Origin of the sequence: Methylobacterium sp. 275MFSha3.1 (assembly GCF_900108435.1) — a bacterium.
Taxonomy (GTDB): Bacteria; Pseudomonadota; Alphaproteobacteria; order Rhizobiales; family Beijerinckiaceae; genus Methylobacterium.
In genome coordinates, this window is sequence record NZ_FNWP01000002.1 from 34,479 (window position 1) to 56,160 (window position 21,682).

Genomic DNA, 21,682 nt, shown 5'->3' on the forward strand with positions numbered 1-21,682 from the left:
CCGATCGGGCGCTGGCGGCGCGGTGCGTTCGGCGCTGCGGCGACCGCGCGGGTGCCGCGCCACCCGATCGTGCCGCGTCGCGGCGTGCCGGGCGTGCTGTCCCGGACGGCATCCCACCGACGCGCCCCGTCTCCGGTCGTGACCCGGGACGCGTCCCATCTCCGAGGTAGACTGAGCCGGTGGACACCGACGCCCCTGGACGCTCCGACCACCCGGTCGAGGAGCCGGAGCGCGCCTTCTTCGGGCGCCGCAAGGGCAAGCGCCTGCGCGGGCAGCAGGAGCGCCGGCTCGCCGAGCTGCTGCCGAGCCTGCGGGTCGACCTGCCCCCGGGCGACGCGATCCTCGATCCGCGCGCGCTGTTCCCCGCCATGCCGGCGCCGCCGGAGGCGCTGTGGCTGGAGATCGGCTTCGGCGGCGGCGAGCACCTCGCCGCCCAGGCGGCCGCGCATCCGGCCGTCGGCATCATCGGCGCCGAGCCCTTCGTCAACGGCGTGGTCAAGCTGCTGGCGGCGATCGAGGCGCGTGCGCTGCGCAACGTCCGCATCCGCGACGAGGACGTGACCGCCCTGCTGGCGCGCCTGCCGGATGCCTGCCTCGACCGGGTCTACCTGCTCTATCCCGATCCCTGGCCCAAGCGGCGGCAGCGCAAGCGCCGGTTCGTCTCCGACGCGTCGCTCGCCGAGATTGGCCGGGTCCTGAAGGACGGCGGCCTGTTCCGCTTCGCCAGCGACATCGACGACTATGCCGGCTGGACGCTCGTCCGGGCCGCGCGGTGCCCGGTCCTCGCCTGGACGGCGCGGGACGCGCGGGACTGGACGCGGCCGTTCCCGGGCTGGCCCGGCACGCGCTACGAGGCCAAGGCGCTGGCAGCGGGCCGCCGGCCCACCTATCTGGAATTCGCCCGCCACCCCCGCTGAGAGCCCCCGCGGTCGGGTCGCGCGGGTGCCCGGTCGCCGCAGGCGGAGCGGAACGCCTTGCCACAGTCACGCTCGGGCGCCATCCTCAGGGCCCGCCGCGGTCCGGGATCGTGGCGGGAGGGGGCTCATCTCCGGCGGGAGCGCGCCACGGCGCGTTCGAGGATTCTTCCGAGTGAATGAGAGGGTGGGTCAGGACCCGGCGGCGGAGGACCCGTTGCGCGCCGGCTTCGACGAGGCCGCGATCGGCCTCGCCGTGCTGTCGGCGGACGAGGCGGGGATCGTCGCCGCCAACCGGGCCCTGCACGATCTCGCCGGCTGGCCGCCCGGCACCCTGCCCGGGCGCGCGGCCGCCGAACTCCTGGGCGAGGGGCCGGAGGGGCTCCGGGACGGTCTCCAGGTCTGGCGCCGGGCGGACGGCACGCCCCTCGACGTGCGGGTCCGGCGCGCGGGCCGGACCCTGGCGGTCGAGACGGTCGACGTGGACGCGGCGGCCCATTCCGAGGCGAACCGCGAGGCCCTCGCGGCCGCCGGGCTCGGGGAATGGCGCTGGGACCGCGCGACCGGCCTCCTCACCCTGTCGCGCCGCGCCGCCCGCATCCTCGAGCGGCCGCCGGGCCGCTCCGTCTCGTGGGAGGAGCTGAAGACCGGCCTGTCGCCGGCGGAGCTCGCGCGCCTGAGCGCGCTGATCGCCGAGGCCGACGGGACCGACGAGCCCTACCAGTTCGACACGGCCACGACGGTGGCCGGGCGGACCGTGATCCTGCGGGTGCGGGGGCAGGCCGTGCCGGGCCCCGACGGCGCGCCGATCGGCATGGTCGGCGTCCTCCAGGACATCACCACGCGGGTCGAGGCCCGGGACGAGATCCTGTCCCGCGACCAGCGCCTGCGGGTCGCCACCACGGTCGCCCGGCTCGGCATCTTCGAGTGGCACATGCTCGAGGACCAGGCGATCTGGGAGAACGAGCACATGTACGAGATCTTCGGGCACGCGCCCGAGGACGGGACGATCGGCAAGACCGAGTTTCTCAACGACATCCTCCACCCGGACGACCGCCCCGCGGTCCGGCGGGCGATCTCCAAGGCGCTGCGGGAGGACGGGGACCTGCACATCAGCGGCCGGATCCGGCGCAAGTCCGACGGCGTGTGGCGCACGATCGACATGGCCGGCCGGTTCGAGCGCGACGCCCCCGGCCGCCTGCCGCGCCGCCTGATCGGCGTCGTCGCGGACGTGACCGACCGCCGGGTCGCGGAGGAGCGCCAGAGCCTGCTGATCCGCGAGCTGCACCACCGGGTGAAGAACACGCTGGCGACCGTCCAGGCCATCGTGGGGTCCACCGCGCGGACGGCGTCCAGCATCGAGAGCTTCTACGAGGCCTTCGTCGGGCGGATCAAATCCCTGGCACACACGCACTCGGTGCTCACCGAGGACACGTGGCAGACGGCGTCGATCGCCAATCTCCTGCGCAACGAGCTGAAGCCCTACGCGGAGGTGGCGCCGGACGGCGCCGCCGAGGGGCGCATCAGCCTCGACGGGCCGGCGATCGACCTGCCCTCCGAGATCGCGGTGCCGATCGGCATGGCGATCCACGAGCTCACCACCAACGCGGCGAAGTACGGGGCCCTGTCGAACCGCACCGGCCGGGTGGCGGTGGAATGGTCCCTGGAGCCCGGCGGCCCGGCCGGGATCTTGCGGTTCTCCTGGCGCGAGACCGGCGGGCCGCCGGTCGCGCCGCCGAGCCGCCAGGGCTTCGGCTCGCGCCTGCTGCAGCGGGTCCTGATCACCCAGGTCCAGGCCGAGGTGACCACCGACTACGCCCCCGGGGGCTTCTCCCTGACCATGCGGGCTCCGATCCCGCCGCGCAACGACAGCCTCAACCCGCTGGTGTGACGCCGCGGCCGTCCCCGGGGCGGGTTCACGCCGCGCCGCGGGTCCCGGACTCGCCGCCGCCGTCCACGAAGGCCTTCAGCTCGTCGAGGGACGCGAAGGTGAAGCGGCCCTGCGGCGTCTCCGCCTCGATCGAGCCGTCCTCGAACATCACGTAGGTGTTGCCGCCGGAGGCGTAGCGCCCCACCACGGTGCGCGGGGTGGCCGGCGGGTCCGGCTCGGGCTCGGCGGGCGTGTCGAGGCTCGGGCGCAGGGCCGGCGGCTCCTCCGCGGCTGCCTTCTCGGGCTCTTCCCGCGGCGGCGGCTCGGGGGCGGCGAACAGGTCGTCCTCGGGCGCGATCGCGCGCTCGGTCGGCGCGTCCGGCTCGGGGCGGCGGTCCGCTTCCGGGACGCGGACGGGCGGGACCGTGTGCGCCGGCTCGGCCGGAACCGGCTTCGGCGCTTCGACCGCGCCGGGTTCCGAGAAGGGGGCGCGGGCCTCGTCGGCCCGGAGCTCCAGGCTCGGCTCGATCCGGGGCCGCTCGGGATCGAAGGACGGCTCGACCACCGACGGCACGATGAAGGCGGGCGCCGCCGGCAGGACCGGCGGCAGCCGGGTCCGGCCCTCGTCGAGGGGCGCCGGTGCCGGCGCCGCGGCGGGGGCCGGCCGCGCGCCGGCCGCCGGGACGCGCCCGAGCGCGCGCTCCACCCGCCGGAACCCGAGCGCCACGACGCCGAGGCCGAGCAGCACCGCGCCCGACGAGGCCGCGACCGATCCCGCGATCACCATCGCGAGCCCGCTCTCCAGACGCACGTACGGGAAGCCCTGGATCACGGCGGCGCAGCCCCCGATGATCATGGCGGCGGCGAGCGCGAACAGCGCAGCGATCATGGTACTCTCTGACACGGGCCGGCTGACGGCCGGCGCTCAAGGCGTGCCGCACAGTAAGGCCTAGCCGTCATATTGCAAAACTCGGGACCGAGATGCGGGGGAAACCGGAATAGTCCGGATCTGCGCCGGCTATCTCCGGGCCGGCCGAGCCGCCGCGTGCCGGCGATCTGCGGAACTTCCCGCGCCGCCGTGGCGGAACGGCGTTGCCGTCCCGCGGCCACCGACTTACCTAGCGGGCTCTCGACTCGGGAGCCCCCGCCGGGGACGAGGCCGCCCCCTGCTAAGCGGAGAAAGACGCGATGACCTTCACCCTGCCGGAACTGCCCTACGCCTACGACGCGCTGGGGCCGTACATGTCGAAGGAGACCCTCGAGTTCCACCACGACAAGCACCACAAGGCCTACGTCGACACGGGCAACAAGCTGCTTGAGGGCACGGATCTCCAGGGCAAGAGCGTCGAGGAGATCGTCAAGGCCGCCTACAACACGAATCAGCCGCTCTTCAACAACGCCGGCCAGCACTACAACCACATCCACTTCTGGCAGTGGATGAAGCCGAACGGCGGCGGCGCGATCCCGGGCGCGCTGGCCAAGAAGATCGACGAGGATCTCGGCGGCGCCGAGAAGTTCAAGGCGGACTTCATCCAGGCGGGCGTCGGCCAGTTCGGCTCGGGCTGGGCGTGGCTCGCCGTCAAGGACGGCAAGCTCGCGATCATGAAGACCCCGAACGGCGAGAACCCGCTGGTCCACGGCGCCAAGCCGATCCTCGGCGTCGACGTGTGGGAGCACTCCTACTACATCGACTACCGCAACCGCCGTCCCGACTACCTGAAGGCGTTCATCGAGAACCTCGTGAACTGGGAGCACGTGGAGAAGATGTACGCCGAGGCGACCCGCTGAGGCGTATCGCCGGTGCCGCGGATCCTGTGTCCGCGGCACCCTTGAGGTGGCGCACGAAACCGGCTCTTGATGCGCGCGACGCCGGCTGACCCGGTGCAGATGGGGCCGGCCATTTCCTCTCGATCGACACGCGCGACGCTTCGACCGTGCTCCCGCCCGCCCCCGTTGCGGGGGGAGGTGGTGGGCGAGCGCCCCAACCCATGATCCGCTCGATCCTGTCGGTCGGCGGCTGGACCCTGGTCTCCCGCGTCACCGGCTTCGCCCGCGACGTGGTCATGGCCGCCGTGATGGGCGCCGGGCCGCTGGCGGACGCCTTCGTGGTCGCCTTCCGGCTCCCGAACCATTTCCGCGCGATCTTCGGCGAGGGCGCGTTCAACACCGCCTTCGTGCCGGCCTATGCCGGGCTCGCGGAGGCCGGCGAGCCCGGGGCGGCGCACCGCTTCGCCGACCGCGTCTTCACCCTGATGCTGATCGTGCAGCTCGTGCTGCTCAACCTCGCCCTGCCGGCCATGCCCTGGGTGGTCCACGCCCTGGCGCCGGGCTTCGCCGAGGACGGCGAGCGCTTCCAGCTCGCCGTGGCGCTGACCCGCATCACCTTCCCGTACCTGCTGTTCATGACGCTGGTGACGCTGCTGTCGGGCATCCTGAACGCCCACCGGCACTTCGCCGTGGCGGCGGGCGCCCCGGTCCTGCTCAACCTCGCCATGCTGGCGGCCCTGGGGTTGAGCTTCCTGTTCCCGAACGCGGCCTACGCCGCCGCCTGGGGCGTCGCGGTCTCGGGCGTGCTCCAGTTCGGGCTGCTGTGGTGGGGCTGCCGCCGCGTCCGCGTGATGCCGGACCTCGCGGTGCCGCGCCTCGATCCCGCGCTCAAGCGCTTCTTCGTCGTGCTCGGGCCCGCGGTGATCGGCTCGGCCGGCTTCCAGATCGCGGCCTTCGCCGACACGATCATCGCGAGCTGGCTGCCCACCGGGGCGGTCTCGGCGCTCTACTACGCCGACCGGCTCTACCAGCTGCCCTTCGGCGTCATCGCCATCGCGGCCGGCACCGTGCTGCTGCCCGAGATGAGCCGCCGGATCGCGGCCGGCGACGTGGCCGGCGCCCACGCGGCCCAGAACCGGGCCGCGGGCTTCTCCCTGGCCCTCTCGGCGCCGTTCACCGTGGCGTTCCTGACCATCCCGGGCCTGATCATGGCGGCGCTGTTCCAGCGCGGCGCCTTCAGCGCCGAGGACGCGGCGCGGGCGGCCTCGGTGCTGGCGGCCTACGGCCTCGCGCTGCCGGCCGTCGTGCTGGTGCGCAGCGCCGTGGCGAGCTTCTACGCCCGCCAGGACACGAAGACGCCGCTCTGGGCCTCCCTGACCGCGATCGGCGTCAACGTCATCCTGAAGCTGTGGCTCACCGGCCCCTACGGCGTCACCGGCCTCGCGCTCGCCACCGCGGTCGCCCAGTGGGTGAACCTGCTGCTGCTGCTCGTCCTGGCCAAGCGCCGGGACTGGACGGCGCCGGGGCGCACGCTCGGCCTCACCGTCGCGGGGGTGGCGCTGGCCTGCCTCGGGCTCGCGGCGGTCGCCGTCTACGGCCAGGGGCTCGTCCAGGCGCTGGTGCCGGCCCTGCCGCACGGGCGTGACCTCGTCGTCCTGGCGGTGCTGGGGCTCGTCGGGGCCCTGGTCTACGGCGGCCTGCTGGCGGGCCTGCTGCACCTGTTCGGCCTGCGCCTGCGCCGGGCCTGAGTGACCCGGCCGGGCTCGCCGCCGCGCGGGTCCGGCCCCAGATCGGGCGAGAGCACCCAGTGAGGACCGCCATGACCGACGCACCGAATCCCCTCGCGGGCGTGAAGGCCGCGGTGTTCGACGCCTACGGCACGCTGTTCGACGTGAACGCCGCGGTCCAGCGCTACGCCGAGGCGGTGGGTCCGGACGCCGCCCACCTCTCCGAGGTCTGGCGCAACAAGCAGCTCGAGTACAGCTGGACCCTGTCGCTCATGGGCCAGTACGCCGCCTTCTGGGACCTCACCGTGCGGGCCCTCGACTACGCCCTGGCGGTCCACCCGAACGTCGATCCCGGCCTGCGCGAGCGGCTCCTCGACGCCTACCGGGACCTCGAGGCCTACCCGGAGGTCCCGGGCGTGCTGGCGGCCCTGCGCAAGCGCGGCATCCGCACCGCCGTCCTCACCAACGGCAACGCCGCCATGGTCGACCGGGCGGTCGCCTCCGCGGGGCTGGCCGACCACCTCGACGCGGTCCTCTCGGTGGACGACGCGCAAGTAAAAAAGACCCATCCCGACGCCTACCGGATCGCCCTGACCCGGCTGGCGGTGGGGCAGGGTGACGTGCTGTTCTGCTCGTCGAACCGTTGGGACGTGGCGGGGGCGGGGGCCTTCGGGTTCCGGACCGCCTGGGTCAACCGCAGGGGCCTGCCCGACGAGTACGCGGATCTGGCGCCCACGACGGTGGTGGGATCTCTCGACGGGCTGCTCTGAAGGGGGATCTGCGGCAGCCGCGTCCGGCGCGGGAAGTGCCCATTCCGTCCTTGCGAGCGCAGCGAAGCAATCCAGGCACACGGCTACATCCGGGCAAAGCGCGCTGCCCCGGGTTGCTTCGCTGCGCTCGCGGGGACGGCAGCGCCTCGCCTCAGGCCGGAGCGGCCGCGGGCCGCCTTATCCGGCACACAATTCAATTGGCCCACTTCGCGGATTCTTAATCCTCCCGGTGTTGGATCATCCTCAACACGAACGGGAGATGTTTCGCGTGTCCTTGAACGGTTCCTTCACGACGATCCGCGCTGGGGCCGCAGCCCTCGCGGTCACCCTGGTGCTCGGGGCGGTCGCCCCGGCCACCGCCCGCGACCAGACCGGCGCCATCGTCGGCGGCCTCGCGGCCGGCGTCGTCGGCGGTATGGTCGGCAGCGCCCTCGTCAACGGCGCGAACCAGCCGCCGCCGCCGCCGCCGGAGTACCGCCCGCGCCGTGTCGTGGTCGAGGAGCCCGAGACCATCGTGGTGCGCGAGCGCCGCGGCCCGATCTGCCACTACGAGCGCCGCAAGGAGTGGCTCGGCGACGGCGAGTTCACCTACCGCCGCGTCGAGGTCTGCGAGTAAACCGCGTCCGCGGTTATCGGACCGGCGCCGCGTCCCCCAGGGGGCGCGGCGCGTCTCATTTCACGACCAGCCAGTCCTCGACCGCGAGGGCGTCGAGGCCGGTGGTATAGAACATCAGGATCGCGTCCTCCGCGCCGTGGAGGATCGGCTTGCCCATCACGTTGAAGCTCGTGTTGAGCAGGATCGGCACGCCGGTGATCTCCGCGAAGGCGCCGATCAGGGCCGCGTAGGCCGGGTTGCGCGCCGCCGTGACGCTCTGGAGCCGGCCGGTGCCGTCCGCGTGGACCACCGCCGGCACGCGGGCGCGGACCGCCTCGCGCCAGACCAGCGTGCGCTCCATGTAGGGGCTGTCGGCGTAATCCTCGAACCAGTCCGGCCCGGCCTCCGCCAGGATCGACGGCGCGAACGGCCGGAACGCCTCCCGGTACTTCACCTTGGCGTTGAGCGCGTCCTTGGCGCCTTCCGGCCGCGGATCGGCCAGGATCGACCGGTTGCCGAGCGCCCGGGGCCCGAACTCCGCCCGGCCCTGCACCCAGCCGACGAGGCCGCCCTCGGCCAGGATCCGCGCCGCCGCGCGGGTCGCCTCCGCGTGGCCGACGCGCCGGGCCCGGGGCTCCTGCTCGGCGAGCCGCTCCATCGGCGCCGTGGAGACCCGCGAGCCGAGATAGGGCGTGAGCGGGCGCTGCTCCGGCGGCGGACCGGCCCAGCCCGGATTGTCCTCCGCGTAGGCGAGCCACGCGGCGCCGACCGCGTTGCCGTCGTCCGCCGGGGCCGAGGGCACGTGCAGCCGGGTGAAGCCGGACCGGCCGAGCACCCGGCCGTTGTAGGAGGAGTTCAGCCCGCAGCCGCCCGCGATCACGAGGTTCTCGGACGGCGCCAGCGCGTGGGCCTCCGCCACCAGCGCGTCCATCAGCGTCGCGAACAGGTCCTGGCCGCAGCGGGCGAGGTCGGGCCAGCCGTTCTCCAGGGCGTCGGCGGGGCGGCGGGCGCGGATCTCCGCGGCGACCGCCCGGATCGTCTCCGCGTCGGCGTAGCGCAGGCGGTGGCCCTCGACCGTGCAGAGCCGGCCGAGCAGGGCGGCGAGGTCCGGGTCGGGCCGGCCGTAGGGGGCGAGCCCCATGATCTTCCACTCCTCGCCCTTCACCTGATCGAAGCCGGCGAGGTCGGTGATCAGCCCGTACAGGAAGCCCAGCGAGCCGCGCCCGCGGTGGCGGCGCAGCTCCGTGATCCGGCCGCCCTCCAGGCGGTAGATCGCCGCCGCACCGGTCTCGCCCATGCCGTCGACCACCAGGGCGGTGGCCGTCTCGAACGGGCTGCCCCAGAGGCCGTAGGCGGCGTGGCACAGGTGGTGCGGGTAGCGCCGCTGCCCGGCGATCGTCGCCCGGGGCGCCACGCCGGTGATCCGCGCCTCCTGGTTCAGGGCCAGCAGGGTGCCGTGGCCGGCCCGCTCCTGGGCGCCGTGGAGGTCGGCGATGAACACCCGCTCGGCCTGCTCGGGCACGAAGGAGCGGTTGAGCGCCGTGGTGTGAGTGGCGAGCGCCATCAGGTCGAAGGCCCCGGCACCGGCCTGGCCGCGCAGGAAGTCGGTGAATTGCGGGCCCCAGGTCGAGGCGACGACGAGTTCCGAGCCCGGCGGGACGTGCGCCTTCAGCAGTGCGGCCATCTGCGACGGGGCGTCCGGCTCGCAGTTCGGCGCGCGCTTGTACTGCAGGGCGCGCTCCGCCGCCTCGGCGAAGAGCAGGGTGCCGTCGGGCCCGACCAGGGCGAGGGCCGGGTCGTGGAAGGTGGTGGCGAGGCCGAGATAGAAGCGCATGCCCACGGGGGGTAGCGCATTTTCGCGCCGGACGGAGCCCGGCACGTGGAAGAGGTGCCGTCCTTGCGCCGCCATCATTGCGAGCGGAGCGAAGCAATCTAGACGGCGCCACGCTTCCCGATGTTCCGCTGCACTGGGTTGCTTCGCTGCGCTCGCAATGACGAAGCGCGCCGCCCGCTAGTGCGGGGCGACGCGGCGCTTCGCGACGAGGAGGATCGCCGCGCCGGCGAGTCCCGACAGGGCCGAGCCCGCGAGCACGCCGAGCTTCACGGCGGTCTCGTGCTGCGGGTCCGGGAAGGCGAGGCCGCCGATGAACAGGCTCATGGTGAAGCCGATGCCGCACAGGACCGCGACCCCGTAGACCTGCCCCCAGCCGGCCCCGGCCGGGCGCTTGGCCCATCCCAGCGCCACGGCCAGCCGCAGGCTCGCGAACACGCCGGCCTGCTTGCCGAGGAACAGGCCCGCCGCGATGCCGAGCGTCACCGGCTGGAGCAGGGCCTCGGGGGTGAGGCCGGAGAGGTCGACGCCGGCATTGGCGAAGCCGAAGACCGGCACCACCCCGTAGGTGATCCAGGGCGCGAGGGCGTGCTCCAGCCGGTGCAGGGGCGAGTGCGCGTCCTCCGGCCGGCCCGGGCTGACCCGGATCGGGATCGTGAGCGCGAGCAGCACCCCCGCGATCGTCGCGTGGATCCCGGAGCGCAGCACGAGGACCCACAGCACGAGGCCGAGGAGCCCATAGGCCGGGAGCCACCCGATCCCCGCCCGGTTGAGGCCGTAGAGGGCGGCCAGCACCGCGGCGGCGAGCGCCAGCATGGTGAGGTCGAGGCCGGAGCTGTAGAACAGCGCGATCACCACCACGGCGCCGAGGTCGTCGACGATGGCGACCGCGCTGAGGAAGATCTTGAGGGAGACCGGCACCCGCGACCCGAGGAGCGCGAGGACGCCCAGCGCGAAGGCGATGTCGGTGGCGGCCGGGATCGCCCAGCCCCGCAGGGTGCCGGCCCCGAGATTGGTGAGCGCGTAGAATGCGGCCGGGACCGCCATGCCGCCGAGCGCCGCGACGCCGGGCAGGACCCGGTCGGGCCAGGTCCGCAGCCGCCCGTCGAGGGCCTCGCGCTTGATCTCCAGGCCGACCAGCAGGAAGAACCCGGCCATCAGGCCGTCGTTGATCCAGTGCTGCACGCTCATCGGGCCGAGTTCGGCGTGGAGGGCGTGCGCGTAGGTGTCCGCGAGCGGCCCGTTGGCGACGACCAGCGCCAGGGCCGCCGCCGCCATCAGGATCAGCCCGCCCGCCGCCTCGCCGGCGAGCAGCGTGCGGATGATCGAGAGGGGGCGGGGCCTCCGCCTCGGAGGGGCGCGGTCAGGTGCGGGCGAGGTCATCGCGACACGCCTTGCCGCGCATCGGAGACGCGCGCAACCGCGCGGCCGCGACCGTTACGACGTCCGCCCCAGGGCCGCGCGGATCAGCGCAAGCCCGTCCGGGCTCGACCACGCGGCCGGTCCCTTCATCACCCCGATCGTGCAGCCCTGCGCGTCGACCAGCATCGTGGTCGGCAGGCCGGGCGACTGCGTGTCGCGCTGGAGGATCGGCAGCACGCGGCCGCCGGGATCGGCGTAGAAGGCGAGGTCGTGGATGCCCGCCTGCTTCAGCCATTCCGACGGCTTCTCGAGGTTGCGCGTGTCGACGTTGATCGCGACGACCTGGAAGTCGGGCCCGCCGAGCTGCGCCTGGAGCCGGTCGAGGGCCGGCATCTCGGCCTTGCAGGGCGCGCACCACGTCGCCCAGAGATTCACGAGGAGCAGCCGGCCCCTGAGGTCGGCGAGGCCGGTCTCGGCGCCGTCCGGCCCCTTGAACCGGATGTCCGGCGCGGGCCGGGCCTGCGGCGGGGCCTGCATGGCGGCGACCTCGCCCTTCGCGGCGGCGTCGACCCGGGCGAGCGCCGGCTTGGCGGCGGCGCAGGGCTGAAGGGCGCCGCCCGTGTTGCCGGGCAGGAGACCGCTCCCGTATAGGGCGAGGCCGAGGACGGCGAGCGCGGCGACGCCCGCGCCGGCCAGGATGGGCGTGCGGCCGGGCATCAGGCTCGGGCCTCGGGACGGTCAGGGCGCGGAAGGATCGACATGAGCAACCGGATGTGGGGCGGCCGCTTCGCGAGCGGCCCGGCGGAGATCATGGAGGAGATCAACGCCTCCATCGGGTTCGACAAGCGCCTCGCGCCCCAGGATATCCGCGGCTCGCTGGCGCATGTGGCGATGCTGGGCCAAGCCGGCATCCTGCCGGCGGAGGATGTGGCCGCGATCGAGGCCGGGCTCAAGTCCGTGCGCGACGAGATCGAGGGTGGAAGCTTCGCGTTCAAGCGCGAGCTCGAGGACATCCACATGTCCGTGGAGAGCCGGCTCACCGAGATCGTCGGCCCGGCCGCCGGGCGCCTGCACACGGCGCGCTCGCGCAACGACCAGGTCGCCACCGACATGAAGCTCTGGGTGCGCGACACCCTCGATTCCCTCGACCAGCAGGCCGCCGACCTGCAGCGCGCCCTCAGCCAGGCGGCGCTGAAGCACGCCGGCACCGTGATGCCGGGCTTCACCCATCTCCAGTCGGCCCAGCCGGTGACCTTCGGCCATCACTGCCTCGCCTACGTCGAGATGCTGGCCCGCGACCGGGGCCGGTTCCGCGACGCCCGGGCGCGGCTCAACGAGTGCCCGCTGGGCGCCGCCGCGCTCGCCGGCACCTCCTTCCCGATCGACCGGCACGCCACGGCGGCGGCCCTCGGCTTCGACCGGCCGACCGCCAACTCCCTCGACTCGGTCGCCGACCGCGACTTCGCCCTGGAGGCGCTGGCGGCGGCCTCGATCTGCGCCGTGCACCTGTCGCGCTTCGCCGAGGAGCTGGTGGTCTGGACCTCGGCCCAGTTCAACTTCGTGCGGCTGTCGGACGGGTTCACCACCGGCTCGTCGATCATGCCGCAGAAGCGCAACCCCGACGCCGCCGAGCTGGTGCGCGCGAAGAGCGGCCGGATCATCGGCGCGCTGACCGGCCTGCTCATCGTCATGAAGGGCCTGCCGCTCGCCTACTCGAAGGACATGCAGGAGGACAAGGAGGGCACGTTCGACGCCCTCCAGGCCCTGTCCCTGTGCCTCGCCGCCATGACCGGCATGGTGAAGGACCTGGAGCCCAACGCCGAAGTGCTCGGCCGAGCCGCCGGCTCCGGCTACGCCACCGCCACCGACCTCGCCGACTGGCTGGTGCGCGAGCTCGGGCTGCCGTTCCGTCAGGCACACCACGTCACCGGCCGCCTCGTCGGCGCGGCCTCCGCCAAGGGCGTCGGGCTCGAAGAGCTGTCGCTGCCCGAGATGCAGGAGGCGGAGCCGCGGATCACCGAGGCGGTCTACGCGGTGCTGGGCGTCGAGAACTCGGTGGCGAGCCGCACCAGCTACGGCGGCACCGCGCCCGACAACGTCCGGCGCCAGGCGCAGGCCTGGATCGAGCGGCTGGGCTGAGCCGTCGCGGCCGACGGCGACCGGCGCCGGCTGGCGCTTCGCGCCGCTAGCCCCTGAGGGTTGCCGGGGGCCTGCGGCCCGCCGATCCGACCGTGGGGTGGCCCCCCGGTCGCCTCGGATCGGGGAACGGGCCCCCGCTCATCCACAGGACCGCTCAAAATTGTGCATTGCAACCCTCGGCCCGCCCGCGCGTTCACCGTCTGGCTAAGTCCGCTCAGCTACAAGCTTCGCCGTCTGGATCGGAGTTCGCAGGATGCCTGTCGAGAGTTGGCTGAACACGGAGGAGGTTCCGGATTTCGCGGCGCACGCCACGGCGATGATCGACGCCGCCCTGACCGGTTCCGGCCTGACGCGCGAGTCCTACTGGGCCGCCGTGCGCAAGGGCTACAACACCCCCTACAACGATCCGCCCCGCAAGGCCGCTCCGCCGGTCCGGCCGAACGCGATCGCGGTGCCCGCCGGCCCGGCGGTCGAGGCACTGCCGGTCCCGGCCGGCGTCATCGCGGCCCGGGCGACGGAAGCCCGCGCCGTCTGATTGTCGACGGATCCCGCCTCGCCATCTTGCCGACGTTTTACGCAAGCTTCACTAATCCCGAACCCCGGTCCGGCTCCTGACGGAGCCGCCCGTCGTCAGGAAGTGAAGATGGTCCGCGTCCCCCGCTCGCTCCCGGTCGGAGCTCTCGCCCTGCTCGCCTCCGGGCTGGTTACCGGCCTCGTCGGAGGTGTGCTCGGCGGGACCTGCCTGGTCGCGACGGCGGCCCACGCCCAGGACGCGGCGGCGGCCCCGGACGCCGGCGGTGGCGACGCGGCCCCGTCGCGGCGCGGGCGGCGGCACGGCCGCGAGCGGAGCAAGCGCGCCGAGAAGAAGACCGCGACCCCGCCGGGGATGCAGCAGGCCACCCCGGTGGCGATCTTCGGCGACTGGAACGTGTTCGTGAACGGCGACGGCCGCAACAAGCTCTGCTACGCGATCGCGCAGCCGCAGACGCGCTCGCCCAAGACCCTGAAGCGCGACACCGCCTACCTGTTCGTGAGCGTGCGCAAGGGCGAGAACATCCAGAACGAGGTGGCGGTGATGCTGGGCTTCCCGTCGAAGCCCGCGGCCTCCCAGGTCAAGCCCGGCTCCGCGGCCGCGCCGACCGACCCGAGCCTCAACCTCGGCGCCAGCCGCTACGGCCTCGTGGTCAAGGACGGCAATGCGTGGCTGCAGAACCCTGCCGAGGAGGCGCGGGTCGTCTCCGAGATGAGCGCCCGCAACCCGAAGATCATCATCAAGGCCACGTCGCTGCGCGGGAACCCGACGAGCGACGAGTACGCGCTCGGCGGATTCGCGGAGGCCATGAAGCGCACCCGGGACGAGTGCAGCAAGTAGCGGGCGGGTCAGGCCCGCCGCAGCGCGGGCCGGTGCGCACGGTCGGGGGGCCGGGTCCGGGCGCTCATGCGCGCGCGGGCCGCGCGGGCGGCCTGCTCGGCCGTGCGGAACACGGCGCCGTCGAGCCCGTCGAAATCGCGCGCGGACGAGAAGAACCGGACGCCGCGCCCCTCGGGAACGGCGATCCCGGCGGTGACCTCACCGATCTCGATCACCCGGGCGGGTTCGCTCGGGCCGAGGGCCGGGTCCGCGAGGTCGGGACGGTCTTCGGGTTTGTACTCTGCGAGGCTGTGCATCGGATCGGGAACTCCCTGGGCCGGCCGGTCGCCGTGCCGGATCGCGTTGGCTGCTGCGGAGGATCGACGGGGCTCAGCGTCGACAGCGCCGGCGGGCGGCGGGGCAGCAGGGGGCGATCGGGAGCGGGTATCGAAGGGACGATGTGCGAGTGAACATCGGACGTCCTCCAGACTGAAGGACCGCGCGGCGCGGGGCCGGCGCAGTGCTTTAGCGTTTGATCACGCGGCGCAAGCTACGCTTCTCAAAGGACCGCGGCCGGCCCTGTCGCGCACCCGAGGGGCGCGGCCGGGCCGGCACCCCTGAAGATGGGCGCGGCACGGCGCACCGTCAACGGAACGGACTTCCGATTTCGAGGGCCGTCCTGGCAGGAAGCCGGTCCCGGGCACGCGTCCGGGAGGCGGATCGTTCAGGCCGCGGCGATCACCGCGGCGAGGTCGCAGAAGTCCGAGAAGATCCGGGCCGCGCCGGCTTCCGCGAGCCCGGCGCCCGCCGGGTCGTGACCCCAGTGGCCGCCGCCGGTGAAGCCCGCGACCCGCATGCCGGCGCTCCGGGCCGCCGTGACCCCGGGAACGCTGTCCTCGATCACGAGGCAGGCCGCCGGAGCGACGCCCATCCGCTCGGCGGCGAACAGGAACAGGTCGGGGAAGGGCTTGCCCCGCGCCACCTGCGCCGAGGAGAAGACGCGGTCGCCGAACAGGGGGAGCAGCCCGGTCAGCGTCAGGGAGTGGCGCAGCCGCACCGGGTCGCTGCTCGACGCGACGCAGACCGGCAGGCCCACGGCGGCGACCGCCTCGGCGACGCCGCGCATCGCCCGCAGCTCCGCGTCGAACAGCGCCAGGGTCTCGGCCTTCACCGCCTCGACGAAGCCGGCCGGGGCGGTGACGCCGTAGTCGCTCGCGATATGCGCCATGATCGAGGGCATCGCGGTGCCGGTGAAGCGCGCCCGCACGGTGGCGAAGTCGATGTCCACGCCGATCCGGTTGAGCCCGGCCGTCAGGCAGGCGAGGCTCAGGGGCTCGCTGTCCACCAGGACGCCGTCGCAATCGAAGATCACGAGGCCGAGATTCGTCGCGCGCGCGTCCAAGGTCGACCGTTCCCGCACGGCCCGCCGCCGCAGGGCGACCCTGTGGCACGGGCCCGAGGGCCCCGCAACCGCGCGGATCGACGCTCGCCCCGGGCGCTTGCACCTTGCGGCGCGGCCCCATACTCCCGGGGCGGGCGCGCCGATCCGGCACCCACGGCCCGTAAGGCAAGGCTCAGAAGGCCCCGCGATGTTCCGCTTCCTGGCCCGCGTCCTGGGCTTCCTGCTGATGGCCGGCGGCTTCGTCGCGCTGGTCTACGACGGCGCCCGCTCCATCGCCAACAACGGGCTGCGGGTGACGCCGCTCTCCGACGTGATCGCCACCCTGTTCAAGGACAAGGCCAGCGCCCTGCAGGGCAGCGTGGAGGGGGCGGCGCCCTGGCTCTGGCACATCCTGGGCCTGCCGCTCACCCTGGCGCCGGCCTCCCTGATCGGCCTCGGCCTCGGCGCGGTCCTGCTCTGGCTCGGCCAGCCGGGCCGCGAGCCGATCGGGTTCCTGACGAAGCCCTGATCCGACGAAGCCCTGATCCTCCGGGCGGCCTAGCGGGCGGCGAGCTTGGCCTCGGCCTCGGCCAGGGCGGCCTTCAGACGCTCGATCTCGGCGGTCAGCGCGTAGTGCTCGCTGACGTCGAGCTGCGAGGCGAAGAAGTAGACCACCCGTCCCGCCTCGTCCCGCACAGGGCCGACGTAGAGGGCGTTCTGGAAGGTCGAGCCGTCCCTGCGGTAGTTGAGGAGGTCGACCCGGATATCCTCCTCCCGCCGGACGGCCGCGCGGAGGCGGTCGACGGCCGCCGCCTCGGTGTCGGGCCCCTGCAGGAAGCGGCAATTGCGGCCGACCACCTCCATCCGGGTGTAGCCGGTCAGCTTCAGGAAGGCGTCGTTCACGAAGACGATCGGGTTATCGTGCTGGGCCGGATCGGTGATGATCATCGGCATCCGGGTCGCCCGCACGGCGGCCGCGAAGGGATCGCCCCGGTGCGCCTCCGCCTTGAGGTCGTCCGGCACGTGGCTCGTGGCGGTCCCGCCCGTCTCCATCCGGATCAGCCCCTCACAGCGCCGCGCAGGGCGGCCGTCCGGCCCGCGTCGTCGGGGCACCAAGCCGGAATTTGCCCGCGCGGTCCAGTCTCTCGCGGCGCGGTTCGCGGAGGGCGGGCGCCGAACGTCGTCCGGCGGTCCCCGCCTTCCCGTATCGGGCGGCGCCCGAGACCGGGAGGCGGGCCGCTGGCGCAATGCTTCGCGGGGGCCTGCCACCAGCAGGCCCCGGCCAAGAAGCTGGCCAAGAACCGGGCCAAGAACCGGGCCAAGAACCCGGTCGAGAACCCGGTCGAGAACCCCGCCGGCTGTTGCGGCCCGGCGGGAACCGGCGGCGCCGCCCGAGCCTCACGGGCTCCGGCCGTCGGGCCGCGTCTGCGGGCCCGGCACCGGGGCGCCGGCGGCGCCGCCCCGCAGGGGCGGCGTGCTGTTCGGGCTGCGCAGCACGATCAGGACGCTGCCGAGGACCGAGAGGGCGAGGGCGGTCGCGAGGAGGATGAAGAGCCAGCGGGGCATCCGGGGCGGTTAGCACATCGGAGCCGGCGCGCCGAGCGGCCCGGCCGGTGACGGGCCGAACCAGCGGCCCACCGCCTCCCGCAGGCCGTCGAGGGCCGTTGCCGCGCCCGTCCAGGCGATGCAGCCGTCGGGGCGGACCAGCGTCGAGGGCCCGTCCGGAACCGCCACGCAGGTCACCCGGCCCGTCGCCGCGGCGACCATCCGGGAGGCCGCGCCGTCGGCGCTGCCGTCGACGAGGAGGCCCCGGCCGTCCTGCATCGCGCCGTAGAGCGTCGCGCCGCCGGCGCCGAGCGGCCCGTCGCCGGCCATCCGGCCGACCGCGTCCTCGGCCGAGCCGAGATCGTACCGGGCGCTCAGGCCGCGCATCAGGCTGCCGAGGATCCGGCTGACCTCGTCGCTCTCCAGGAGCCGCGCCATCAGGTCGCGCAGCGCGCCCGATTGCGGATCGGGCCGCAGGATCGCCGCCTGGGCGCGGGTGTTGGCCGTGACGGCCTCGGCCACCGGGCGCCGCTCGGCCGTGTAGGTGTCGAGCAGGGTCTCGGGCATCTCCCCGCGCAGCACGGCGGCGAGCTTCCAGCCGAGATTGGCGGCGTCGCCCAGGCCGAGGCTCAGGCCCTGGCCGCCGAAGGGCGCGTGGACATGCGCCGCGTCGCCGGCGAGCAGCACGCGGCCCCGGCGGTAGGTGTCGACGAGGCGCGTGTTGTCGCCCCACCGGTTCGCGACCGCGACCCGGGCGACGCGGACGTCCGTGCCGCTGACCCGGCGCAGCGCGGTCTCGATCTCGTCGCGCGTGACGGGCGCCTGCCGGTCGGCCGGCGGGCCGCTGAAATCCAGCATGAACAGGCGGCGCGGGAACGGCCCGTGGCCGTAGACGCCCCCCGGCCCGCGGTGCCAGCCGACCGGCAGCGCGCCGGCGGGATCGTCGAGATCGGCGATCGCCTGGTACATGGTGAGCGTCGGCGGCGTGCCGGGGAAGGCGAAGCCGGCCATCTTGCGGACCGCGCTGCGGCCGCCGTCGCAGCCGACGAGATAGGCGCAGCGGACGCGCGCGTCGCCCGTCGGCGCGGTCCAGGCCACCTCGACCCCGTCGGCCGACGCTGTGAAGCCCGTGAGCGTGCAGCCGCGGCGCAGGTCGATCCCGAGCGCCGCGGCGCGGTCGAGCAGCATGGCTTCGAGGCTCTGCTGATCGACCGCGCGCATGCGCCGGTCCGGCTCCGCCTGCGGGCCGCGGCGGATGAACAGGAAGCCGAAATGGCCGCTGAACTGCGCCCCGCGCGGGCCGCCGCCGACCTGACCCGGCAGGCGGTCCATCGCCGCGAGGCTCCGCGCCTCGGCGGCCTCGATCGCCGCGCCCATCCCCCGCCGCTGCAGCGCCTCGACGCCCAGGGGGCCGAGCCCCAGCGCCTTGATGGTGGTGCTCGGCTCGGTGAGGCGCTCCAGTACCCGGACGCGCGCGCCCCCGAGGGTCAGCTCGATGGCGGTGAGGAGCCCGACCGGCCCGGCTCCAACCACGACGACGTCGACAGGCTCATCCATGGACTTAATCCATTTCTATACTCAGTCTATGAATGGATGTGGTATGAGGCGGCGCATGTCAACGCCTCCCGACCGCCGGTCCCGCAAGCGCCTCGCCACCCGGCAGGCCATCTCCGACGCCGCCACGCGGCTATTCCTGGAGCGCGGCTTCGACGCCGTGACGGTGGATGAGATCGCGGCGGCGGCGGATGTCGGCCGGATGACCGTGTTCAACCATTTCCCCCGCAAGGAGGACATGTTCTACGACCGCGACGAGGAGGGGCGCGCACTCCTGCGCGAGACCCTGCGGCAGCGCGATCCCCGGGTCGCGCCGATCGAGACGCTCCGCCAGCTGGCGCACCGGCTGGTGACGGGCCGGAACCCGGTCGTGGAATTCTCGGCGCGCAGCGGCGCCTTCGTCGCGACGGCGGCCGGGAGCGAGACGCTCAAGGCCCGGGCCCGGGCGATCCGGGACGAACTCGCGGGCGTGGTGCGGGTCGCGCTCGCCGAATCCGTCGGGCGCGGGCCGGAGGATCCCGACGCCGACCTGGCGGCCGGCCTGCTGCTGGCGACCTGGAGCGTGGCCTTCCTCCGGGCGCACCGGACCTTCCGGGCGACGCGGCGGACGGAGGCGGCGAATGCCGCCTTCCTGGCGGTCATCGACCGGGGGACGGCCGGCCTCGCGGCGGCGCTGGCCGGCACGCCCTACGCGGAGGCGGCCGCGCCCTGAGCGGCGACGATCCCCGGGGTCCCGGCCTACGGTGCCTTCAGCACCGCCCGGCAGGCGGCGGGCAGCGCCGCCATGGTCATGGCGGGCTTGGCCTTCGGCGGCGTCTTCGGGGGCTTCGGGTGGAGCACCGCGTCCGAGAACCAGTAGCTGAGGTCCTCGCAGCCGTCGCCCGGCGGCGGCGCGCCCTGGGGCTGGCAATCCTCCTGGCCGGCCGGGCAGGAAAGCCGGATATGATAGTGGTAATTGTGCCCGTACATCGGGCGGACCTTGGACATCCAGCGGCTGCCCGCGGCGTCGCGGCAGAGGGCCTTCTTGATCGCCGCGTTGACGAAGATGCGCTCCACCTCCGGCTGCTCGGCGGTGATCTTGATCAGCTGCAGGTGCGTGGGCGTCCAGACCTGGGGATCGATGTCGAGGCGGTCGCGGCGGACCATGTCGGTGGCCGAGGTCTCCTCGCGCTCCGCCCGGCTCATGCGGTGGTCGGGCATCGGCGTCAGCCAGACGTCGGCGTCGATGCCGATCTGGTGCGAGGCGTGGCCGGTGATCATCGGGCCGCCGCGGGGCTGGGCCATGTCGCCCACGAGGAGGCCGGGCCAGCCGACCCGGGCGGCCTTCTGCGACAGCCGCTCGATGAAGTCGACGAGGTAGGGCGTGCCCCACATCCGGTTGCGGGACGGGCGCATGACCTGCCAGTTCGGCCCGTCGAGCGGCAGCGCCTCGCCGCCGGCGAAGCAGCCCTTGGCGTAGAAGCCGTAGATGTGGGCCGGACCGGAGGACGCCTTGGTGACCCGCCCGAACAGCGCCTTGGCGGGCGTCGAGGGCGCGTCCGGATGCTCCAGGGGCGGCAGCGGCTTCGGATTGACGCTGCCGCGATCCTGGCCCTGCGCGGCGGCGGGCAGGAGCAGGGCGGCGAGCGCGAGGCTCTGGGCGAAACGCGGCATCGGCATGCGGGGGCTGTTCGTCCGGCTGGAGAGGGCGGGCGCGGGCGCCCGCCGGAACGTGGCCCAGGGGCGGGGCGTTTTTCGGGCAGACGGCGCGCGTCGCGCGGAAACGGTCGGGAGGCGGCGATGACGGCCACGGGAACGGGAACGGACACCGGTCAGCCCGGCACGGCGAACCCGGCCGGCCGGGAGCCCCGCCGCCTGATCGCCAGCGATCGGGTCATCGGGACGGATGTCCGCCGGCCCGACGGGACACGGGTCGGACAGATCGAGCGGCTGATGCTCGACAAGGTCTCGGGCCGGGTCGCCTACGCGGTGATGAGCTTCGGCGGGTTCCTGGGCCTCGGCGAGGACTTCTACACGCTGCCCTGGTCGGTGCTGCGGTTCGAGCCGCAGCAGGACGCCTACGTGGTCGACATCACCGAGGCGCAGCTGCGCGCCGCCCCGGCCCGCACCCCCGAGGGCACCGATCCGGCCGCGGACGGCGCCTGGGAGGAGCAGATCCACCGCTACTACGACGCGGCGCCCTACTGGGGCATCTAGGCGGCGCCGCGACCGTCTACGGGTCTCAGCGGACGTGGCGCGTGACCGGCCCGCACCAGCCGGGCAGATAGTCGGCGTCCTTGGACTTGGCCAGCGACATCGCCCGCTCCAGGGCCGAGGAGAAGTCGTTCTCGATCCGCTTCTCCTTGATGTTCCGCCGCAGGAAGTCGGCCCAGAGAAACTCGCTGAACGGCGTCGTGTCCTTCGCGAAGCCGCCGGCCCGGCGCAGCTCGCCGGCGAGGCTGCGATAGGGGTCGTCCACCAGGGCGTCGACGGATTTCGGGATGTCGTCGAAGTGCTGGCGCACGCCGTCGGCGTCGTAGGGGTGGGTCCAGGATTTGTGGTCGCAGACCGTCCAGAACGCGTCCTTGTCGAGGTAGTGCAGGTCGGCCACCACGGTGACGAGCACGTTCTCGACGCCCTCCTCGTGCAGGGCGCGGGAGAGGTGGTGGTGATCGATGATGTAGTGGCGCTTCTTCGGCCCGAGCAGCGTCGGGATCATGTGGGCGCCGAGGAATTCCTTCTTCTTCTCGCCGTCGTACTCCCGCCAGCGCCGCCGCTTCTCCGCCACTTCCCGGTAGCCCACGGTCATCTGCGTCGGGCGCAGCTCCGCGATCGGGATGGTCTTGAGCAGCGGCTCTCTACTGGCCATGGGGTCTCCTTCGTGCGTGGATTTGTCA

The 21,682-nt window shown here is 73.6% G+C and carries 22 protein-coding genes and 1 pseudogene; 12 read left to right on the plus strand and 11 right to left on the minus strand.

What is annotated here, in order from left to right:
* Nucleotides 1–179: 179 nt before the first annotated feature.
* Together BLW78_RS00170 and BLW78_RS00175 are read left to right on the plus strand one after the other, a co-directional pair.
* Nucleotides 180–917, plus strand: a complete 738-nt coding sequence (locus BLW78_RS00170; protein ID WP_091675531.1) for a tRNA (guanine(46)-N(7))-methyltransferase TrmB — start codon at nucleotides 180–182, stop codon at nucleotides 915–917.
* Nucleotides 918–1,089: 172 nt separating this feature from the next.
* Complete coding sequence (locus tag BLW78_RS00175) at nucleotides 1,090–2,805, plus strand: sensor histidine kinase (protein ID WP_091675533.1); 1,716 nt, start codon at nucleotides 1,090–1,092, stop codon at nucleotides 2,803–2,805.
* 25 nt (nucleotides 2,806–2,830) lie between these two features.
* Here the strand turns inward: BLW78_RS00175 and BLW78_RS00180 are convergent, their stop codons facing one another.
* Nucleotides 2,831–3,673 carry a hypothetical protein gene (locus tag BLW78_RS00180; protein ID WP_091675534.1) on the minus strand — a complete coding sequence of 281 codons (843 nt, stop codon included), beginning with the start codon at nucleotides 3,671–3,673 and terminating at the stop codon, nucleotides 2,831–2,833.
* A 299-nt stretch (nucleotides 3,674–3,972) separates the two neighbouring features.
* Here BLW78_RS00180 and BLW78_RS00185 point away from each other — a divergent pair, with 299 nt between their 5' ends.
* The 4 genes from BLW78_RS00185 to BLW78_RS00200 all read left to right on the plus strand — a co-directional run bounded on the left by BLW78_RS00185 (nucleotide 3,973) and on the right by BLW78_RS00200 (nucleotide 7,664).
* The gene (locus BLW78_RS00185) at nucleotides 3,973–4,572 is read left to right on the plus strand and encodes a superoxide dismutase (protein ID WP_020091320.1); all 600 of its coding nucleotides are present in this window, start codon (nucleotides 3,973–3,975) and stop codon (nucleotides 4,570–4,572) included.
* Between the two features lie 200 nt (nucleotides 4,573–4,772).
* Entirely contained in the window at nucleotides 4,773–6,299 is a 1,527-nt protein-coding gene (gene murJ, locus BLW78_RS00190) for a murein biosynthesis integral membrane protein MurJ (protein WP_091675536.1), read from the plus strand.
* Between the two features lie 71 nt (nucleotides 6,300–6,370).
* On the plus strand, nucleotides 6,371–7,048 hold the full coding sequence (locus BLW78_RS00195) for a haloacid dehalogenase type II (protein WP_091675538.1): 678 nt from the start codon (nucleotides 6,371–6,373) through the stop codon (nucleotides 7,046–7,048).
* A 268-nt stretch (nucleotides 7,049–7,316) separates the two neighbouring features.
* Nucleotides 7,317–7,664, plus strand: coding sequence for a hypothetical protein (locus tag BLW78_RS00200; RefSeq protein ID WP_091676443.1), 348 nt, complete (start codon nucleotides 7,317–7,319; stop codon nucleotides 7,662–7,664).
* A gap of 55 nt (nucleotides 7,665–7,719) precedes the next feature.
* Here BLW78_RS00200 and BLW78_RS00205 read toward each other — a convergent pair whose 3' ends face one another.
* From BLW78_RS00205 to BLW78_RS00215, 3 genes are all read right to left on the minus strand, one after another.
* A complete protein-coding gene (locus tag BLW78_RS00205; protein WP_091675540.1) occupies nucleotides 7,720–9,477 on the minus strand; it encodes a carbamoyltransferase family protein in 1,758 nt (585 codons plus the stop codon).
* A gap of 177 nt (nucleotides 9,478–9,654) precedes the next feature.
* Nucleotides 9,655–10,857 carry a Na+/H+ antiporter NhaA gene (gene nhaA, locus BLW78_RS00210; RefSeq protein ID WP_091675543.1) on the minus strand — a complete coding sequence of 401 codons (1,203 nt, stop codon included), beginning with the start codon at nucleotides 10,855–10,857 and terminating at the stop codon, nucleotides 9,655–9,657.
* 54 nt (nucleotides 10,858–10,911) lie between these two features.
* A complete protein-coding gene (locus tag BLW78_RS00215) occupies nucleotides 10,912–11,553 on the minus strand; it encodes a thiol:disulfide interchange protein TlpA (RefSeq protein WP_056524413.1) in 642 nt (213 codons plus the stop codon).
* A 42-nt stretch (nucleotides 11,554–11,595) separates the two neighbouring features.
* On the opposite strand from BLW78_RS00215, the gene argH reads away from it, so the two are divergent.
* From argH to BLW78_RS00230, 3 genes are all read left to right on the plus strand, one after another.
* Entirely contained in the window at nucleotides 11,596–12,975 is a 1,380-nt protein-coding gene (argH, locus tag BLW78_RS00220) for an argininosuccinate lyase (protein WP_091675547.1), read from the plus strand.
* Nucleotides 12,976–13,228: 253 nt separating this feature from the next.
* Nucleotides 13,229–13,510, plus strand: coding sequence for a hypothetical protein (locus tag BLW78_RS00225; RefSeq protein ID WP_042673334.1), 282 nt, complete (start codon nucleotides 13,229–13,231; stop codon nucleotides 13,508–13,510).
* A gap of 108 nt (nucleotides 13,511–13,618) precedes the next feature.
* A complete protein-coding gene (locus tag BLW78_RS00230) occupies nucleotides 13,619–14,347 on the plus strand; it encodes a hypothetical protein (RefSeq protein WP_020091311.1) in 729 nt (242 codons plus the stop codon).
* An 8-nt stretch (nucleotides 14,348–14,355) separates the two neighbouring features.
* On the opposite strand, the gene BLW78_RS00235 is transcribed toward BLW78_RS00230, so the two are convergent.
* Together BLW78_RS00235 and BLW78_RS00240 are read right to left on the minus strand one after the other, a co-directional pair.
* On the minus strand, nucleotides 14,356–14,643 hold the full coding sequence (locus tag BLW78_RS00235) for a hypothetical protein (RefSeq protein WP_091675555.1): 288 nt from the start codon (nucleotides 14,641–14,643) through the stop codon (nucleotides 14,356–14,358).
* Between the two features lie 407 nt (nucleotides 14,644–15,050).
* The gene (locus BLW78_RS00240) at nucleotides 15,051–15,728 is read right to left on the minus strand and encodes an HAD family hydrolase (protein ID WP_091675558.1); all 678 of its coding nucleotides are present in this window, start codon (nucleotides 15,726–15,728) and stop codon (nucleotides 15,051–15,053) included.
* Between the two features lie 187 nt (nucleotides 15,729–15,915).
* Here BLW78_RS00240 and BLW78_RS00245 point away from each other — a divergent pair, with 187 nt between their 5' ends.
* Entirely contained in the window at nucleotides 15,916–16,236 is a 321-nt protein-coding gene (locus BLW78_RS00245) for a hypothetical protein (RefSeq protein WP_020091308.1), read from the plus strand.
* Between the two features lie 41 nt (nucleotides 16,237–16,277).
* Here BLW78_RS00245 and BLW78_RS00250 read toward each other — a convergent pair.
* The 3 genes and pseudogenes from BLW78_RS00250 to BLW78_RS00255 form a co-directional block, all read right to left on the minus strand.
* A pseudogene (locus BLW78_RS00250) lies at nucleotides 16,278–16,760 on the minus strand (PAS domain-containing protein); the annotation flags it as partial.
* A 345-nt stretch (nucleotides 16,761–17,105) separates the two neighbouring features.
* A complete protein-coding gene (locus BLW78_RS31220) occupies nucleotides 17,106–17,273 on the minus strand; it encodes a hypothetical protein (protein WP_170855056.1) in 168 nt (55 codons plus the stop codon).
* A gap of 9 nt (nucleotides 17,274–17,282) precedes the next feature.
* Nucleotides 17,283–18,809: an FAD-dependent monooxygenase gene (locus tag BLW78_RS00255; RefSeq protein ID WP_091675561.1), complete on the minus strand. Its 1,527-nt coding sequence runs from the start codon at nucleotides 18,807–18,809 to the stop codon at nucleotides 17,283–17,285.
* A gap of 55 nt (nucleotides 18,810–18,864) precedes the next feature.
* Between BLW78_RS00255 and BLW78_RS00260 the strand changes: the two genes are divergently transcribed.
* Nucleotides 18,865–19,518 (plus strand): TetR/AcrR family transcriptional regulator, encoded by a 654-nt coding sequence (locus BLW78_RS00260; RefSeq protein ID WP_091675563.1) that lies wholly within the window; start codon nucleotides 18,865–18,867, stop codon nucleotides 19,516–19,518.
* A gap of 26 nt (nucleotides 19,519–19,544) precedes the next feature.
* Here BLW78_RS00260 and mepA read toward each other — a convergent pair whose 3' ends face one another.
* Nucleotides 19,545–20,465 carry a penicillin-insensitive murein endopeptidase gene (gene mepA, locus BLW78_RS00265; RefSeq protein ID WP_091675566.1) on the minus strand — a complete coding sequence of 307 codons (921 nt, stop codon included), beginning with the start codon at nucleotides 20,463–20,465 and terminating at the stop codon, nucleotides 19,545–19,547.
* A 120-nt stretch (nucleotides 20,466–20,585) separates the two neighbouring features.
* On the opposite strand from mepA, the gene BLW78_RS00270 reads away from it, so the two are divergent.
* Entirely contained in the window at nucleotides 20,586–21,002 is a 417-nt protein-coding gene (locus tag BLW78_RS00270; RefSeq protein ID WP_170855057.1) for a PRC-barrel domain-containing protein, read from the plus strand.
* A 25-nt stretch (nucleotides 21,003–21,027) separates the two neighbouring features.
* On the opposite strand, the gene BLW78_RS00275 is transcribed toward BLW78_RS00270, so the two are convergent.
* The gene (locus tag BLW78_RS00275; RefSeq protein WP_020091301.1) at nucleotides 21,028–21,654 is read right to left on the minus strand and encodes a ParB-like protein; all 627 of its coding nucleotides are present in this window, start codon (nucleotides 21,652–21,654) and stop codon (nucleotides 21,028–21,030) included.
* Nucleotides 21,655–21,682: the final 28 nt, after the last annotated feature.